Origin of the sequence: Faecalibacillus sp., assembly GCF_047023275.1 — a bacterium.
GTDB lineage: Bacteria > Bacillota_I > Bacilli_A > Erysipelotrichales > Coprobacillaceae > Faecalibacillus.
This window is the reverse complement of record NZ_JBKYAR010000010.1, coordinates 23,070-41,129: the sequence shown is the minus strand read 5'-3', so window position 1 is coordinate 41,129 and position 18,060 is coordinate 23,070. Positions and strand designations below refer to the sequence as shown.

Annotated in this window: 15 protein-coding genes and 1 other RNA gene; 15 read left to right on the top strand and 1 reads right to left on the bottom strand. The window is 29.4% G+C overall.

The features are described 5' to 3' along the window. Window positions 1-59: 59 nt before the first annotated feature. The 14 genes from ACLVEP_RS04845 to ACLVEP_RS04780 all read left to right on the top strand — a co-directional run bounded on the left by ACLVEP_RS04845 (window position 60) and on the right by ACLVEP_RS04780 (window position 15,384). On the top strand, window positions 60-1,754 hold the full coding sequence (locus ACLVEP_RS04845; protein WP_412583214.1) for a ribonuclease J: 1,695 nt from the start codon (window positions 60-62) through the stop codon (window positions 1,752-1,754). 61 nt (window positions 1,755-1,815) lie between these two features. Next, window positions 1,816-4,092, top strand: a complete 2,277-nt coding sequence (locus ACLVEP_RS04840; RefSeq protein WP_412583212.1) for a DNA translocase FtsK — start codon at window positions 1,816-1,818, stop codon at window positions 4,090-4,092. A 99-nt stretch (window positions 4,093-4,191) separates the two neighbouring features. Further along, window positions 4,192-5,253: a BMP family lipoprotein gene (locus ACLVEP_RS04835; protein ID WP_412583210.1), complete on the top strand. Its 1,062-nt coding sequence runs from the start codon at window positions 4,192-4,194 to the stop codon at window positions 5,251-5,253. Between the two features lie 107 nt (window positions 5,254-5,360). Beyond that, window positions 5,361-6,893, top strand: coding sequence for an ABC transporter ATP-binding protein (locus ACLVEP_RS04830; RefSeq protein ID WP_412583209.1), 1,533 nt, complete (start codon window positions 5,361-5,363; stop codon window positions 6,891-6,893). Beyond that, on the top strand, window positions 6,883-7,974 hold the full coding sequence (locus tag ACLVEP_RS04825) for an ABC transporter permease (protein WP_412583207.1): 1,092 nt from the start codon (window positions 6,883-6,885) through the stop codon (window positions 7,972-7,974). Before ACLVEP_RS04830 ends, ACLVEP_RS04825 begins: the two co-directional genes overlap by 11 nt. Next, the gene (locus ACLVEP_RS04820) at window positions 7,974-8,939 is read left to right on the top strand and encodes an ABC transporter permease (RefSeq protein WP_412583206.1); all 966 of its coding nucleotides are present in this window, start codon (window positions 7,974-7,976) and stop codon (window positions 8,937-8,939) included. Before ACLVEP_RS04825 ends, ACLVEP_RS04820 begins: the two co-directional genes overlap by 1 nt. A 90-nt stretch (window positions 8,940-9,029) precedes the next feature. After that, a complete protein-coding gene (yfmF, locus tag ACLVEP_RS04815) occupies window positions 9,030-10,292 on the top strand; it encodes an EF-P 5-aminopentanol modification-associated protein YfmF (RefSeq protein WP_412583204.1) in 1,263 nt (420 codons plus the stop codon). Beyond that, complete coding sequence (gene yfmH, locus ACLVEP_RS04810) at window positions 10,292-11,575, top strand: EF-P 5-aminopentanol modification-associated protein YfmH (protein WP_412583202.1); 1,284 nt, start codon at window positions 10,292-10,294, stop codon at window positions 11,573-11,575. The genes yfmF and yfmH overlap by 1 nt, the downstream gene beginning before the upstream one ends. Before the next feature lie 36 nt (window positions 11,576-11,611). Further along, a non-coding RNA gene (gene ssrS / locus ACLVEP_RS04805) (6S RNA) lies at window positions 11,612-11,771 on the top strand. A 19-nt stretch (window positions 11,772-11,790) separates the two neighbouring features. Beyond that, complete coding sequence (locus ACLVEP_RS04800) at window positions 11,791-12,021, top strand: DUF896 domain-containing protein (RefSeq protein WP_318000969.1); 231 nt, start codon at window positions 11,791-11,793, stop codon at window positions 12,019-12,021. An 83-nt stretch (window positions 12,022-12,104) separates the two neighbouring features. Further along, entirely contained in the window at window positions 12,105-14,084 is a 1,980-nt protein-coding gene (gene tkt / locus ACLVEP_RS04795; RefSeq protein ID WP_412583200.1) for a transketolase, read from the top strand. 68 nt (window positions 14,085-14,152) lie between these two features. Then, window positions 14,153-14,515 carry a hypothetical protein gene (locus ACLVEP_RS04790; RefSeq protein WP_412583198.1) on the top strand — a complete coding sequence of 121 codons (363 nt, stop codon included), beginning with the start codon at window positions 14,153-14,155 and terminating at the stop codon, window positions 14,513-14,515. 14 nt (window positions 14,516-14,529) lie between these two features. Then, window positions 14,530-14,730 (top strand): YneF family protein, encoded by a 201-nt coding sequence (locus tag ACLVEP_RS04785; RefSeq protein WP_318000966.1) that lies wholly within the window; start codon window positions 14,530-14,532, stop codon window positions 14,728-14,730. 24 nt (window positions 14,731-14,754) lie between these two features. Further along, complete coding sequence (locus ACLVEP_RS04780; RefSeq protein WP_318000965.1) at window positions 14,755-15,384, top strand: histidine phosphatase family protein; 630 nt, start codon at window positions 14,755-14,757, stop codon at window positions 15,382-15,384. Window positions 15,385-15,418: 34 nt separating this feature from the next. Here the strand turns inward: ACLVEP_RS04780 and plsY are convergent, their stop codons facing one another. Beyond that, a complete protein-coding gene (gene plsY, locus ACLVEP_RS04775; RefSeq protein WP_318000964.1) occupies window positions 15,419-16,018 on the bottom strand; it encodes a glycerol-3-phosphate 1-O-acyltransferase PlsY in 600 nt (199 codons plus the stop codon). A gap of 110 nt (window positions 16,019-16,128) precedes the next feature. Between plsY and parE the strand changes: the two genes are divergently transcribed. Further along, window positions 16,129-18,054 carry a DNA topoisomerase IV subunit B gene (gene parE, locus ACLVEP_RS04770; protein ID WP_412583197.1) on the top strand — a complete coding sequence of 642 codons (1,926 nt, stop codon included), beginning with the start codon at window positions 16,129-16,131 and terminating at the stop codon, window positions 18,052-18,054. The last annotated feature ends 6 nt before the right edge of the window (window positions 18,055-18,060 follow it).

Below are 18,060 nucleotides of genomic sequence, written 5' to 3'. Positions count from 1 at the left end.
AATTATTTGTTAGAATAGTATCAAAGTGAGTGTAAGAAAATGTAATTAAGGAGGAAATAATGAAAAAAAGTATGATAAGATTAATGCCAATAGGTGGGCAAGCTGAAAATGGTAAAAGTATGTATTGTTTAGAGATTAATGATAATTGGTTTATTATTGATGCAGGATACCGTTTTCCAGAAGTAGATAAATTAGGTGTAGATGTTATTATCCCTAATTTTGAATATCTAAAAGATAATAAAGATAAAATTAAGGCAATATTTATTACACATGGTCATGATGATGTAATGGGAGCACTTCCTTATTTATTACAAGAAATAAATGTTCCTATTTATACAACAGATCTTACAGCAGACTTAATTGACCAGTTATTACAAAGATATATGAGACATTCTCATGTGTCTTATAAATATAAAATTAAAAGAGTGAACATGAATGCGACAATCAAGGTAGCAGGTGTTGAAGTTGATTTCTTTCCAATAACACACTCAATTCCAGGCAGTGTTGGGTTAGCTTTTTTAACAGATGATGGTTATATTGTTTATAGTAGTGAATTCATTATTGATTTTGGTGCACCCGAAAGATTTAGATGTAATATTCAAAAAATGATGGAAATTGGTAAAAAAGGAGTTTTGGCTTTACTTTGTGAATCTTCGTATTCAAAAAATGATGGTTACACATCTCCTCATCATAAATTGACAGCTAAAATAGAAAGTATTTTTGAAGATGCTCCAGGTCGCATTATTATTTCAAGTTATGCTCAAAATGCTTTTAGAACTCAAGAAATTGCACAATTAGCCAAAAAATATAATCGAAAAGTTTGTTTTTATGGTAGAGACAAATATGACAATACTAATTCTATAATGAGAATTGCTAAAAATAAGAAAAAACCGATTTTAGATATTCATCCATCTTGTATTGGAGATAGTGATGATATTCAAAAAAATAGAAATAATGATAAGCTTGTTGTTTTATTAAGTGGTAGTCCTCGTCGAATTTATCATGATATTTTAGATATTATTGATGGCGGAGATGACAAACTTAAGTTGCAAGAGAGTGATACTTTTATTGTTGCATCACCTGTTTTACCAGGAACTGAAAAAATAGCTAATAGAGCTATTAATGAACTTTATAAAACAGATACTCATATTCATGTGATAAAAAATAAAGAATTACAATCAATGCATGCAAGTGAAGAAGACATTAAAGTGTTAATTCAAATTTTAAATCCAAAATATTTTGTGCCGATTAAAGGAGAATATCAACATTTTATTGCAGCTAGTGATGTTGCTAAAAAAATGAATATAAATGATGATCATATTGCTATTGTTGATAATGGAGAAATGATTACTTTTAAAGATGGTAAATTACAAAATTATCGTGATTCTATTACAATTGAAGATGTAATGATTGATGGATTAGGAATTGGTGATGTTGGTGTAAAAGTTATTGATGATCGAAATCAATTACAAAATGATGGGGTTGTTATTATTGGTATGACAATCGATGGTAAAACAAGAGAAATTGTTGCTAATACAGATGTTCAAACAAGAGGTTTTATTTACTTGAAAGATTCTGAGAATATTGTTAAAGGTATTATGAGTATTGCTGAAAGTGAATTAGAAACATATAAAAATAATGCAGATGAAGATATTAGAGATGTTCGTCAAAATATTAAAGATAAATCTAACAAATATATTATAAAAGAAACTGGAAAAAGGCCTGTAATTTTACCGGTTATTATCGAATTATAAAAGCAAGTTATATCTTGCTTTTGTTTTATTATTTAAATATGATATGTAAAGAGGTGATATGATGGCTAAAACTGCGAGAAAAAAGAAAAGTAAACAAGAACAAATAAGTGAAGAATTAAAATTAAGAATTACATGTCTTTTCTTTGTTTTTTTAATAATAATTGCGGCGATGCAATTAGGATTTATTGGTGATCACTTAAATTATATTTTTATGTATTTATTTGGTAATTTAAATGGAATTATCTATTTTGCTTGTATTTTGTTATTAGGATATATTGCTATTAAAGCGGATTTTCCTAAATTTAATGGGCCTAAAGCGGTAGGGCTTTATTTACTTTTTATTGGTTTGACTTTATTTATTTCTGCTACGCCATCACTTAAAGGTATAAAAGTAATTCAATCATATTTTAGTCAATCTCCTTTAAATAGAGGAGGATTATTAGGAGCAATTTTATATGGTTGCTTAAGTGCGTTGTTTGATTATATGGGAACTATTATAGCAGCAGTTTTTATTGTTTTAGTAGGATTTATTTTACTAGGTAGTAAATTTTATTTTGAGCATAAAAAAGAAATCCAAAAACGTGCAAAAAATAATTTTACTAAAACCAAAGATTCTTTAAAACAACACTCTAATTATTTTGGTAATTTTTTCAAGAAAAAACAAAACAAAACTGCTTTTTTTGATGATGCAATTTTTGAAGATGATGAAACACCAAGTACTATTTTTGAAGAAATTGCTAAAGAGGATGCATCTTTGCCACAAGCTTTTACATTTAACGATGAGCGTCAAGAATTAGACATTGTAGATAAAGAACCCGTTGAAAAAACAGTTGTAGAGGAAAAAACAAAAAAAGAACACACACAAGTTGAAGAAAATATGATGAATCCTCCATTAGGTGATTACCATTTGCCACCACTTTCTCTTTTACATAATGTGGTTAATAAAAAACAAGGTGAAAATAAAAACCATGCTGTAGAAAGTGCTGAGAGGCTTACGGCTGTCTTAAATGAATTTGGTGTACATGCTTCTATTAATAATATTTCAATAGGACCTTCAATTACAAAATATGAATTAAAATTAGAAACAGGAACAAGAGTTAATAAAATTATGTCTTTGCAAGATGATATAAAGCTTGCTTTGGCAGCTAAAGATATACGTATTGAAGCGCCTATTCCTGGTAAACCAGCAGTCGGTGTAGAAATACCTAATTTAGTATCATCGATGGTTTCATTTAAAGAAGTATTTAAAAATATGCCTGAAAAGTATAAAGATAATAAACTTGTTGTGCCTTTAGGTAAGGATGTCAATGGTCAAGTTATTTATGCTGAATTAAATAAGATGCCACATTTACTTATTGCAGGAGCAACAGGGTCTGGAAAATCAGTATGTGTTAATACAATTATTAGTAGTATATTGATGAGAGCAAAACCAGATGAAGTTAAACTTATTTTAGTTGATCCTAAAAAAGTTGAATTATCTAATTATAATGGTGTACCACATTTATTAGCACCAGTTGTAACTGATCCTAAAAAAGCAGCTGCTACTTTAAGAGAGACTGTTTCTGAAATGGAAAGACGTTATGATTTATTTGCAGGGGCAAATGTTAGAAAAATTGAAACATATAATCAATATGTTGAAAAGAAAAATCAAGAAAACGATAAAGAACATCAATTAGAAAAACTCCCTTATATTGTAGTTATTCTTGATGAAGTTGCTGATTTAATGATGGTTGCTAGTAAGGATGTTGAAGATTGTATTATGCGTATTGCACAATTAGCACGTGCTGCAGGAATTCATTTAATTGTTGCGACACAAAGACCATCAACAGATATAATCACAGGAGTTATTAAGGCAAATATTCCTTCAAGAATTGCTTTTGCTGTTTCTTCAAGTATTGATTCTAGAACAATTCTTGATTGTACAGGAGCGGAAAAATTATTAGGAAAAGGGGATATGCTTTTTTTACCAATGGGTTCAAATTCACCGGTTCGTGTACAAGGAGCGTATGTTGATGATAGTGAGGTAGAGGCAATCACTTATTATACAACCAAGCAACAAGAAGCGTCATATGATGAAAGATATACAAATGTAAAACCAATTTCAGCAGTTGCTGCATCTAAAGAAGAACAAGAAGATGAAGAATATGAAATGTGCAGAGCTTTTGTTATTCAAGCACAAAAAGCAAGTACTTCACTTTTACAAAGACAATTTAGAATAGGTTATAATAAAGCTGCTAGAATTATTGATCAATTGGAAGCGGATGGTATTATTGGACCACAAATTGGTTCTAAACCACGTGAAGTGTATGTACGAAGGTATAGTGAAGAAGATATCTAATCTAAACGGCATTTTGCCGTTTTTTAGTATGTTAGTTGTTTTCAAATGTTTTTTTTAATGATACAATGGTATAGGAAAATTAAATGGAGGAAGAAGAACATGAAAAAATTATTCGCAAGTATTTTATGCTTAGGAATGATTTTTGGTGCTACTGGATGTACAAGTGGTGGCGATGATTCTTATGAAATCGCAATGATCACTGACTCTGGATCAGTTACTGACAAATCATTCAACCAATCTGCTTATGAAGGTGTTAAAGAATTTGGTGAAAAAAATGATATTTCATACAAATATTATGCACCAAAAGACACTGATCAAGCTGGATTATTATCTACAATTGATGATGCTGTAGATAATGGAGCTAAAGTTGTTGTAACTCCAGGATTCAATTTCTCAGGTGCTTTATACCAAGCTCAAGAAAAATATCCTGATGTAAAATTCGTTACAATCGACTTTGAACCACAAAAAGATGGTAGTGGAGAAACAAAAGTTGGAGATAACACTGTAAGTTATTTATTCTCTGAACAAGAATCTGGATATGTTGCAGGATATGCTGCTGTTAAAGAAGGATATACTAAATTAGGTTTCATGGGTGGTATGGCTTTACCAGCTGTAGAAAACTATGGTGTAGGATATCTTCAAGGTGCTAGTGATGCTGCTAAAGAAATGAATGTTAATGTTGATGTTAACTATACATATACTGGAACATTCTCTGAATCACCAGATATCAAATCTAAAGCTTCATCTTGGTATGCAGGTGGAACTGAAGTTATTTTCTCTTGCGGTGGACAAATCTGTAACTCAATTTTCGCTGCTGGACAAGAAGCTGGTAAATATACTATCGGTGTAGACACTGATCAAAGCGGTGAATCTGATACAGTTATTACTTCTGCTTTAAAAGATGTAAAAGGTGCTACTATTGAAGCATTAACTGCTTATAAAAATGATAAATTCCAAGGTGGAAAAACAGTTACTTTGAAAAACACTGGTGGAATTGTTTATCCAGGTTTATTAAAGAACTTCTCTAAAGCAGATCATGATGCTGTTGATAAAAAAATTAAAGATGGTTCTTTAGAATTAAAATCATCTGCTGATGTTGATGAAAAAACTGGAAATCCTTCAGGTATTTCATTTGATAATTTAACAGTACATTTTGAATAAGATTAATTGCGCTAGAGTAATCTAGCGCTTTTTTGTTATGAAAAAACAAAAATTCTTTTCTATATTTATAAATTCATGTATAATTGTATCGAAAAGGGGGAAGCTTAATGTCATATGCAATAGAAATGCTTAATATAACGAAAGAGTTTCCTGGTATCAAGGCAAATGATAATGTTACCTTGCAAGTTGAACAAGGTGAAATACATGCATTGTTAGGAGAAAATGGTGCCGGAAAATCGACGCTAATGTCTATTTTGTTTGGTTTATATCAACCAGATGAAGGACAAATAAAAATTAATGGAGAACCTGTTGAAATTAATGATCCAAATGATGCCAATAAATATAACATTGGTATGGTGCATCAACATTTTAAACTTGTACATAATTTTACAGTACTCGAAAATATTATTTTAGGTATTGAAGAAACAAAACACACTTTTATTCAAAAAAGTGCTGCAAGAAAAAAAGTTATTGAATTATCTCAAAAGTATAAATTAAATGTTGATCCAGATGCTTTAATTTCTGATATTACCGTAGGTATGCAACAAAGAGTAGAAATTTTAAAAATGTTATTTAGAGATAACAATGTCTTAATTTTTGATGAACCTACAGCAGTATTGACACCACAAGAAATTGATGAATTAATGATAATTATGAAAGATTTAGCAAAAGAAGGTAAATCTATTATTTTCATTACTCATAAGTTAAATGAAATTAAAGCTGTAGCTAATCGCTGTACAATATTAAGAAAAGGTAAATATATTGGTACAGTTGATGTGGCATCTACATCTGCTGAAAAATTATCAGAATTGATGGTTGGACGAAAAGTTAACTTTATTGTAGAAAAAGATGAACCTCAAATAGGTGAAGCTGTTCTTGAAGTAAAAGATTTATGTTATAAACCAGTGCATTCTTCTAAAAATATTTTAAATAATGTTTCGTTTAATGTACGTCGAGGAGAAATCGTATGTATTGCGGGTATTGATGGAAATGGACAAACTGAACTTGTTTATGCTTTATCAGGACTTATTAAACATAATAGTGGACAAATTTTATTAAATGGAGAAGATTTATCTCATGAAAGTATTCGTTCGCGTTCTTTAAAGGGAATGGCTCATATTCCAGAAGATCGCCATAAACATGGGTTAGTACTAGATTATAATCTTGCTGAAAATTTTATTTTGAAAAGCTATTTTGATCCAAAATATCAAAATAAAGGTTTTATTAAATTTGATAAAATGTATGAAACAGCGAACAAGTTAATTGAACAGTATGATGTTCGTTCTGGTGAAGGTGCAAAATCTATTACGAGAGGAATGTCAGGAGGAAATCAACAAAAAGCAATTATTGCTAGAGAGGTTGAATCTAATTCGGATTTATTAATTGCAGTACAACCAACACGTGGATTAGACGTTGGTGCAATTGAGTTTATTCATAAACAACTTGTTAAACAAAGAGATGAAAATAAAGCTGTCTTACTTGTTTCATTAGAATTAGATGAAGTCATGAATGTTTCAGATCGTATTTTAGTAATGTATGAAGGTGAAATCGTTGCTAATTTAGATCCAAAACAAATTGATGAAAAAGAATTGGGACTTTATATGTCGGGAAGTAAACGAGGTGAAGGATATGAAAAATAGTGAATCAAAACAAAATCTGATAGCTTCTTTACTTGCAATATTAATTGGATTACTTATTGGATTTATTGTTATTTTAATAGCAAATCCATCTCAAGCTTTTAGAGCAATGGGAATTATGATGTCTGGGGGATTTTATAAAGGATTAAGAAGTACTGGACAAGTCCTTTATTCAGCAATTCCAATTATGATGACTGGGTTATCTGTTGCGTTTGCATTTAAATGTGGTAACTTTAACATTGGAACAACTGGTCAATACACAGTTGGAGGATTCGTGGCATTATTTTTAGCTAATACTCTTTATCAAACTGTACCTGATTCATTACTATGGATTATTTGTTTGATTGCTGCTGGACTTGCTGGAGCAATTTGGGCATTGATTCCGGGAATTTTAAAAGCGTATAGAAATGTAAATATCGTTATTTCTGGTATTATGTTTAACTATATTGGTATGTATCTTGTTATTGAAGGAGTTAAAGCATTTATTTATGATTCGGCTGGTGCTCGTTCTCAAACATCAAGGATTGCTGTTCCTAAAATGGGATTAAATCACATTTTCCCAGGATCGGATGTTAATGGGGGTATTATTATTGCCATTGCATTATGTGTAGCTGCTTATATTATTTTAAATAAAACAACGTTTGGTTATGAATTAAAAGCATGTGGTTATAATCCAGAAGCAAGTCGTTATGCAGGAATGTCTGAAAAGAAAATTGTTATCTTATCAATGGTTATTTCAGGATTTTTCTCAGGTATTGGTGGTGGACTTGTTTATATTGGTGGAACAGGTAGAGCCTTTACAACTGCCGAAGTTACACTTCCAGAAGGATTTAATGGAATTCCGGTTGCGTTACTTGGAATGAATAGCCCACTTGGATGCATTTTAGCTGCATTATTTGTATCTTATATTAATGTTGGTGGAAATTATATGCAAGCATGTAATATTCCAGTTGAAATTATTGATGTTATTTCGGCTGTAATCATTTATTTTAGTTCGTTTGCATTAATGATTCGTTTATATTTACAAAATCGTGATAAGAAAAAGCATAAAAAAGAAACTGCAATTGAAGGAGGTCAAGAATAATGGATATTATTTTAAATGTCTTAAATCAAACATTAGTCTTTACAATTCCTCTTTTGGTAGTTGCTTTAGGTGGAATGTTTAGTGAACGAAGCGGAGTTGTTAATATCGCGTTGGAAGGAATCATGATTGGTGGGGCGTTTGTTGGAGTTTATTTTATTTATTTAATGCAATCAGCAAATACATCAATGAATCCACAAGTATTATTGATTTTAGCTTTAATTGTGGCAGGAATATTTGGAATGTTATTAAGTTTATTACATGCTTTTGCAGCTATCAACTTAAAAGCTGACCAAACAATCTCAGGAACTGCTATCAATATGTTAGCTCCTGGGTTAGGACTTTTCTTAGCTAAATTGATTTTCAATGGAAATTCAAGTGTACCTTTTTCAAATACATTTAGAATTCATGAAATTCCTGTTTTATCACAAATTCCAATTTTAGGACCTATCTTATTTAAAGGTGCTTATATTACAACTTATCTTGGAATTGTTATTTTGATTTTATCGGTTATTTTCTTAAATAAAACAAAAGCAGGATTGAGATTACGTGCTTGTGGTGAAAATCCTCAAGCTGCTGATGCTGCAGGTGTAAGTGTTTATAAATATCGTTATATGGGTGTTCTATTATCTGGATTTTTAGGTGGTATAGGTGGACTTATTTATATCATCCCAATTTCAACTGTATTCAATAGTGATGTTGGTGGTTATGGATTCTTAGCTCTTGCAATCTTAATCTTTGGTAACTGGCAACCATATCGTATTGCTGCTGCTTCATTATTCTTTGGAATTATGAAGACATTAGCATATACTTATACAGCAATTCCATTTTTATCAGCATTAGGTTTCCCAAGTGTTGTTTATAAACTTATTCCTTATGTAGCAACATTAATTTTATTAGCATTTACTTCTAAAAATTCTGCTGCACCTAAGGCTTCGGTAATTCCTTATGATAAATCAAAACGTTAAAATGTTTGAAAGTATTGTTTCTTAGGAAATAATACTTTTTTATTTTTTTGATTATTTGTGTATAATAGATGAGAATGAAAGGAAATGATTATGGAAAAGGTTTATAAAATGACAGGGTATGATTTACATCTGATCCCTACAAATAAATTTAAAAATATTACAATTTCATTAAAATTACAAAATACATTAGATGAAAAAACTGTTGCTAAAAGAACATTACTTTCTTTTATGTTGACAACAGGTACAAAAAAATATCCATCAACTCAAGAACTTTCTAAATATCTAGAAAGTATGTATGGTATGAAATTGGGCGCTAATGTTGTTACTAAAGGAAAGAGTCATATTATTAATGTGAATTCAATTTGTATTAATCAAGAATATTTACCATATAAAGAAAATCTTATTCAACAACAAATACAATTGTTAAATGATATTTTCTTTAATCCTAATGCTTCAAAAAATTGTTTTGATGAAGCAATGTTTGCAAGAAAGAAAAAAGAACTGATAGAACGATTAATTAATAATCAAGATGATAAATTTTATTACAGTTTAGAAAAAATGTTTGAATATATGGGGAAAGGAACATGTTTAGGAATCTCTTCTCATGGAAATATTGAAGATATTAAAGAAATTAAAAATGAGGAATTATTTTCTTATTTTAAAGAATGTATAAAAAATGATAAGAAACATATTTATGTTGTTTTAAATGTAGATGAATCTATTGTTCAAGTTTTTAAAAATTGTTTGATTTTTGAAAATAATGATTTATCTTTTGAAAGTGTTTATTCATTTGAAAAAAACAGAAAAGATTTATTAGAAATTATTGAAAAACAAGATATTACACAAGCTAAACTTAATATGGGATATCGAATACCAGTAAATTATAATAGTCAAAATCATTATGCTTTTGTTGTGTTTAATGCAATTTTTGGTGGAATGAGTCAATCAAAATTATTTAAAGTTGTTAGAGAAAAGAATTCATTATGTTATTATATTTCTTCAAGCTATGATGCTTTTAATGGAGTAATGATTATTACAGCTGGTATAGAAGGTAAAGATTATTATCAAACTGTTCAATTAATTAAAGAACAATTAAAAGAAATGCAGGAAGGGCATTTTGATCAAAATGATATTGATATTGCAAAATTAATGATTAAAAATTCTATGAAGAAAACAAATGATGAGCCATTAAGTCAAGTTGCTGTTCAATACAATAGAGATATCACAGGAAAAGAAGAAACAAATGAACAATATTTAGAAAGAATAGAGAAAGTTACTTATCAAGATATTATAGATGTCTGCCAAAATATTGAGCTTGATACAATATTTTTATTGAAAGGAAGAAATGAGTAATGGAAAAAATATATTACCAAACTTTAAAAGAAACATTATTTCATGAAAAACTTGATAATGGTTTAGAAGTGTATTTATTGCCCAAAATTGGCTTTGAAAAAACTTATGGATTATTTTCAACAAGATTTGGGTCTATTGATACAACTTTTGTGCCATTAGGGAAAAAAGAAATGATAAAAGTTGAAGATGGCATTGCTCATTTTTTAGAGCATAAAATGTTTGATATGAAAAATGGTGATGCTGCAGATGAATTTGCTAAGCTTGGAGCAAGTTCAAATGCATTTACATCATCAAGTCGTACAGCCTATTTATTTTCAACAACAACGAATGAAAATGATTGTGTTGAACTTTTACTAGATTTTGTACAAAGTTTAGATATTACAGATGAAAGTGTAGAAAAAGAAAAAGGGATTATTTGTCAAGAAATAAAAATGTATGACGATGATCCAGATTGGCGTGTTTATTTTGGCGCTATTGCTAACTTATATCATAAACATCCTGTTAAAATTGATATTGCTGGAACTTGTGAGACTGTTAATAATACGTATAAGGATATGCTTGAAACTTGTTATCAAACATTTTATCATCCACATAATATGATGCTTTTTGTTGTAGGTAATATTAATCCTGAAGAATTAATGAATGTGATTAAAGAAAATCAAAGTAGAAAAGACTTTTTACCTGAAACACCGATACAAAGATTAAAAATAAAGGAACCAACATCGGTAGCAGTTAAAGAGCAAATTGATACAATGCAAGTTGAAATGAATAAATTAATTGTTTCTATTAAAGTTAATGAAATTCTTAACGATCCTCAAGCTAAAATTAAAAGAGAATTAGCTTTAAATTTATTATTTGATTTATGTTTTTCTAAAAGCTCATCATTATATAACGAATGGTTAGAAAAAGGATTTATTAATGAAACGTTTAGTGCTAGTTTTACACAAGAAAGAGATTATGCTTTTATTTTAATGGGTGGAGATCAAGATGATTATAAATTATTACAAAAGACAATTTTTGATTTTATAGATCATATTCAAGATTTAGAAATAGCAGAAGATGACTTTGAAAGAATTAAAAGAAAAACGATTGGTAATTTTATCAATAGTTACAATAGTCCAGAAAGTATTGCTAATACTTTTAGTCGCTATTATTTTGAAGGGATTTGTTCATTTGATTTGGTGGATTATGTAAGTAAAATGACAATAGCAGATTTAAATGATGTAAAAAAATATTTTGATAAAGAATATGCTTCAAGTTATATTGTGAAAAAAGATAAATAAAGGGGTATATTTAATAATAATTTATGGTATAATGTATTGCGACTAGAGAGTGTAAATAAATTTCCTACACATTAGATACGGGAACCTGATCTAAATAATGGTGTTGAAGGCCTATCTTTGAATAGGAATCCTAAAATTATTTAAAGGTGCCCACCTGTACGTAACAGGGATAATCTAAAAGCTCTCTAGTTTTTTATTTAAAAGGAGAAATTAAAATGGCAGCAATAGATCAAAAACTTATAGATAGAATAAATGTTTTAGCTAAAAAGAAAAAAGAAGGAACAATTACTCCTGAAGAATTAAAAGAACAGGATAAATTAAGAAAAGAATATATTAAACTTTTTAGAGAAGGTTTTAAATCGCAACTAAAAACAATCAAGGTTGTAGATGAAAAAGGAAATGATATAACACCTCTTAAATTAAAACAAGAAAAATTAAAAAATTAAGGAATTCTAGTAGAAGATATTTAATTTTTATAGAAAATGTGTATAATATGTCTTGACTTATTTAAAAATGGGAGAAAATGTAAATGGATATTTCAAATTTATCAATCGCAACAATTAGAAGTTTAGGAATCGATACAATCAATAAAGCAAATTCTGGACATCCAGGGATGGTTCTTGGATCAGCACCTGCTTTATATACATTGTTCAATAAAGAACTAAACATTTATAACAAAGAAGCTGAATGGATCAATAGAGATCGTTTTGTTTTAGCAAGTGGTCATGCTTCTGCACTTTTATATAGTATGTTACATTTAACGGGGTTTGATGTCTCTATTGATGACTTAAAGAATTTTAGACAATTAAATTCTCGTACACCTGGGCATCCAGAAATCGAAATGACACATGGTGTTGATGCTTCGAGTGGGCCATTAGGACAAGGTATTCCAATGGCAACAGGAATGGCAATGGCTGAAAAATTTTTAGCAAGTCAATATAACAAAGAAAATTTTGATGTTATTGATCATTATACATATGTTTTATGTGGTGATGGAGATATGCAAGAAGGTGTTACATATGAAGCAGCTTCTCTTGCAGGTCATTTATCATTAGGTAAACTAATCGTTTTATATGATGCTAATAAGGTTACTTTAGATGGACCTTTATCAATGTCATTTAGTGAAAATGTTAAAAAACGTTATGAAGCTTGTAATTGGCAAGTTTTAGAAGTTAAAGATGGAAATGATATTAATGAAATTCATAAAGCTATTAAAAAAGGTAAAAAAGAACAATTTAAACCAACTTTAATTATTGTAAATACAATTATTGGTTTCGGTTCAGCAAATCAAGGAACAAATAAAGTTCATGGTGCACCATTAGGTAAAGAAGATGGTAAAAATGCTAAATTATCTTATGGATTCGATCATGAAGAGTTTTATGTTCCTGAAGAAGTTTATGAAGATTTCAAAAAGAAAACAATTAAAAGAGGAAAATCTAAATTTAATAAATGGAATAAATTATTTAATGAATATAAAGAACAATATCCAACAGAAGCAAAGCAATTAGAAGATGCTATTGCTGGTAAGTATTCTTTAGATATCAATGAAATTTTAAAGAATTATCCTGTAGGACATAATGATGCTACAAGAAATACATCATTAGAAATTATTCAAGAAGTTGCTAAACAAAATCCAACTTTCTTATCAGGTACTGCAGATTTAGCTAGTTCAACTAAAACAAAAATTAAAGATGAAGATGATTTTAGTGTTGAAAACTATAATGGTCGTAATCTTGTATTTGGAATTCGTGAATTTGCAATGGTTGCAATTATGAATGGGATGACATTACATAAAGGTGTAAAAGTTTCATCTGGTGGTTTCTTAGTATTCTCTGACTACTTCAAAGCTGCTGTTAGAATGGCATGTTTAATGAAATTACCAATTATTTTACCTTTATCTCATGACTCAATTGCAGTTGGAGAAGATGGTCCAACACATCAACCAATTGAACAATTTGCAATGTTAAGATCAATTCCAAATATGCATGTTATTCGTCCTGGAGATGCTGTAGAAATGGCCGCTGCATGGAAATTAGCGATTGAATCAACTGAAAATCCAACAGCACTTATTCTTACAAGACAAAATGTAGAAACAATGGAAAATAGTTCTGTTGAAGGCGTAAGTAAAGGTGCTTATATTATTGGTAAAGAAGAAAATCATTTAGATGCTATTATTATTGCATCGGGATCAGAAGCTAATTTAGCAATGAAAGCTAAAAAAGTGCTTTTTGAAAAAGGTATTGATGTGCGTGTTGTATCTATGCCATGTCAAGAAATCTTTGATCAACAAGATGATCAATATAAAGAATCTGTTTTACCAAATGCAATGCGCAAACGTTTATCAGTAGAAATGGCTAGTTCATTTGGATGGCATAAATATGTTGGACTAGATGGTATAACAATGTCAATTGATGAATTTGGTAAGAGTGCTCCTGCAAATGATGTTATTCAATCATATGGATTTACTGTTGACGGAGTCGTAGAAAATATTGAAAAATTATTAAAATAAAGGGATTTAATCCCTTTTTTTACATTCTTTTTTCATCGCTTATGATATTTTAATGGTGGGTGATTAATATGAAATATATTATTTATGAATATGAAGAAGGAATGAAAAAACTTTTTGAAAAATATCCAAATTTAAAAATATATTTTGACAGTCTTACATTAGACACAGATTTTAAAAAGAAGTTTATGAACTGTGTTTATAATCAAGTAGATTATATGAATGAATTAATTTTTAAAGAATTACATAATCGAAAAGGATATCATCGAATAGGTAAAATGCATGTATTTGAAAATGAACTTACACATGAAATTTGTCGATTATATGTCGAAAATTATAAAATTATTATAGAATCTAAAGATAAAACGAATATATTCTTTGATATTCTCTATCATAATTTAAAAAGTTATGTTATAATAGACGAGAATTTGTAAGGGAGGTATTATCAATGTTATATGCAATTCTTGGATTACTCGTTGGATTAATCGCCGGATTCTTTGCGGCTCGTTATTTCTTTAGAAAACAATTACAAAAAAATCCACCTATCAATGAAAAAATGATTCGTGCTATGTATATGGAAATGGGAAGAAAACCTAGTGAGGCTCAAATTAAAAGAATTATGACTTCAGTTAAATCACAATATAAATAAGGGGTTACCCTTATTTTTGTTTATATGAAAATATATATTACTAGACATTCATTAACTACATGGAACGAAGAAAAAAGATTACAAGGGTGGAAAGATTCACCACTTACTCAACAAGGGAAAGAGGATGCTTTGAAGCTAGGTGAATATATGAAAAACATACATATTGATCAAGTATACTCTTCACCTTTATTACGAGCAAAATCAACAGCTAAACTTATTTTTAAAAATGAAAATATTATTGAAGATAGTCGTTTAAAAGAAATGAATTTTGGCGATTATGAAGGAATGTATATTCAAAATTTAAGAGATAAACATGATTATTTTTGTTTATGGCATCAGCCACAATTAACATTTTCTTTACCTAATGGAGAATCATATGAAGAAGTAATTTCTCGTTTAAATGATTTTATTTTAGAAAAGTATAACGAAGATCCTCAACAAACAATTTTTATAACAATTCATGGTATGTTGTTTACAATACTTCATGGAATTTTTTTAGATTTACCTGTTGAACGATTAAATGAAGTTAATCAAGAAATCGTAAGGGGTTGTTCACTATCGTTGTTTGAATTTGATGGAAAAGAACATAAGATAGATTTTATTGGAAAAGATTGTTTTTTAACCCCTTTAAAAGAAAAAATTAGTTATAAATAAAAGATTGGTTTTATAGTAAGAAAACCAATCTTTTTTACATCCATTGAATTTTTGATTCTGTATGATTTCTAATACGTTTAATATTATCTTTATGTCTATAAACTAATAAGATAACAGCTAAAAGCATACAAATTTTTGCTGTTACGGATACCGCAAGAAATGGAGTGATGCATAAAACAATTAAAGCAGTTGAAATAGAAGATAAAGATACATATTTTGAAATCTTTAAAACAAGTAAAAATACAACAATAGCAACAACTGCATATAATGGTTCAATGCATAAAAAATAACCTAAGCTTGTTGAAACAGCCTTTCCTCCTCTAAATTCAGCAAATATTGGGTAACAGTGTCCAAAAATACAAGCTAATCCTGCAATATATTTAATATCAGGATTTAAATTAAATTTTAAAGATAAATAATTACTTAAATAAAATATAACAACTGCCTTAAGAGCATCTAATATAATTACAGAAATACCTGCTTTTTTTCCTAAGACTCTGCCAGCATTTGTTCCTCCTAAATTACCCGAGCCGCTTTCTCTTACATCTGTATTGTAAAATACTTTACCAATAACAAGGGCAAAAGGGATAGAACCGTATAAATAACCTAATAGAATCAATAATATTTCATACATTTTTATCACCAAGCTAAATTATACAGTTATCCTATAAAAATGCAATTAAACTTTGAAAAAAAACAAGAGTATTGCTATAATAGTTCAAGTGTTACAAAAGGAGTGATTATATGGCAAAAAAGAATACATATGATGAGTCGAATATACAAATTCTAGAAGGGTTAGAAGCAGTTAGAAAAAGACCTGGGATGTATATAGGTTCTACTGATAGTAGAGGACTACATCATTTAGTTTGGGAAATTGTTGATAATGCAATAGATGAAGCTCTTTCTGGATATGGTGATTTAATAGAAGTCACTATTTGTAAAGATAATAGTATTATGGTACAAGATCACGGACGAGGAATGCCAACAGGAATGCATGCTTCTGGCAGACCAACTACAGAAGTAATTTTGACAATTCTTCATGCAGGGGGTAAATTCTCTGAAGATGGTGGATATAAAACATCTGGAGGCCTTCATGGTGTAGGGGCTTCTGTTGTTAATGCGCTTTCTCACTGGTTAGAAGTGACTGTTTGTAGAGATGGAAAGATTTTTAAGCAACGTTTTGAAGATGGCGGAGAAACAATAGGAAAATTAACAGTTATTGGAAAAACAAAAGAAACGGGAACATTGATTCATTTTCTACCAAATGATCAAATTTTTTCAACAACAGAATTTAATTATAAAACAATTAGTGAAAGACTAATGGAAAGTGCTTTTTTATTAAAAGGCATCAAAATTGTTTTAAAAGATGAAAGAACTGGAAAAATGGATGAATTCCATTTTGAAAATGGATTAGAAGCATTTATTGATTATTTAAATACTAATAAAGATGTACTTCATCCAACAATTTCTATTGAGGGTGAACAAAATGGTATGGAAGTAGATATTGCTTTACAATTTACTTCTGGATATCAAGAAACAACATTATCATTTGTTAACCTTGTAAGAACCGGAGATGGTGGAACGCATGAGACCGGTTTTAAATCTGGGCTTACAAAAACATTTAATGATTATGCTAGAAAATATGGCCTATTAAAAGAAAAAGATAAAAATTTAGAAGGTAACGATGTACGAGAAGGGCTTTCAGCAATTATTTCTATTAAAGTTCCTGAACATTATTTACAATTTGAAGGGCAAACGAAATCTAAATTAGGGACACCTGAAGCTAGAAACATTGTAGATAGTATTGTATATGAAAAATTATCTTATTTCTTAGAAGAAAATAAAGAAATTGCAGATAATCTTGTCAAGAAAATGATTAAAGCTGCTCAAGTAAGAGATGCAGCAAGAAAGGCTAGAGAAGCTGCAAGAAAAGGAAAAGGTGCAAGACAAGAAAGAATATTAAGTGGTAAATTAGCTCCTGCTCAAACTAAAAATAAAAAGAAAAATGAACTTTATTTAGTCGAAGGAGATTCTGCCGGAGGTAGTGCTAAACAAGGGCGAGATAGAAAATATCAAGCTATTTTACCTTTAAGAGGAAAAGTTTTAAATAGTGAAAAAGTATCGTTACAAGATATTTTAAAAAATGAAGAACTTGCTACTTTAATCAATACCATTGGTGCTGGATTTGGTGCAGACTTTAAAGTTGAAGATAGCCATTATGATAAAGTTATTATTATGACAGATGCTGATACTGATGGTGCACATATTCAAATATTATTATTAACTTTCTTCTATCGATATATGAAGGATTTGATTACAGCAGGAAAAGTTTATATTGCACTTCCACCACTTTATAAAGTGTCTAAAAAAAGCGGGAAAAAGGAAGAAGTTATTTATTGTTGGGAAGATTATGAACTTGAAGATGCTAAAAAGAAAATTGGCAGAGGATATAATGTTCAACGTTATAAAGGTTTAGGAGAAATGAATGCTTCTCAATTGTGGGAAACAACAATGGATCCAGAAACGAGAACATTGATTCAAGTTTCAATTGATGATGCAGCTGTAGTTGAACGTAATGTAACTGTTTTGATGGGCGATAAAGTTGAACCAAGACGTGAGTGGATTGAACAAAATGTACAATTTACATTAGAAGATAATTATCAAATTTAGGAGGTC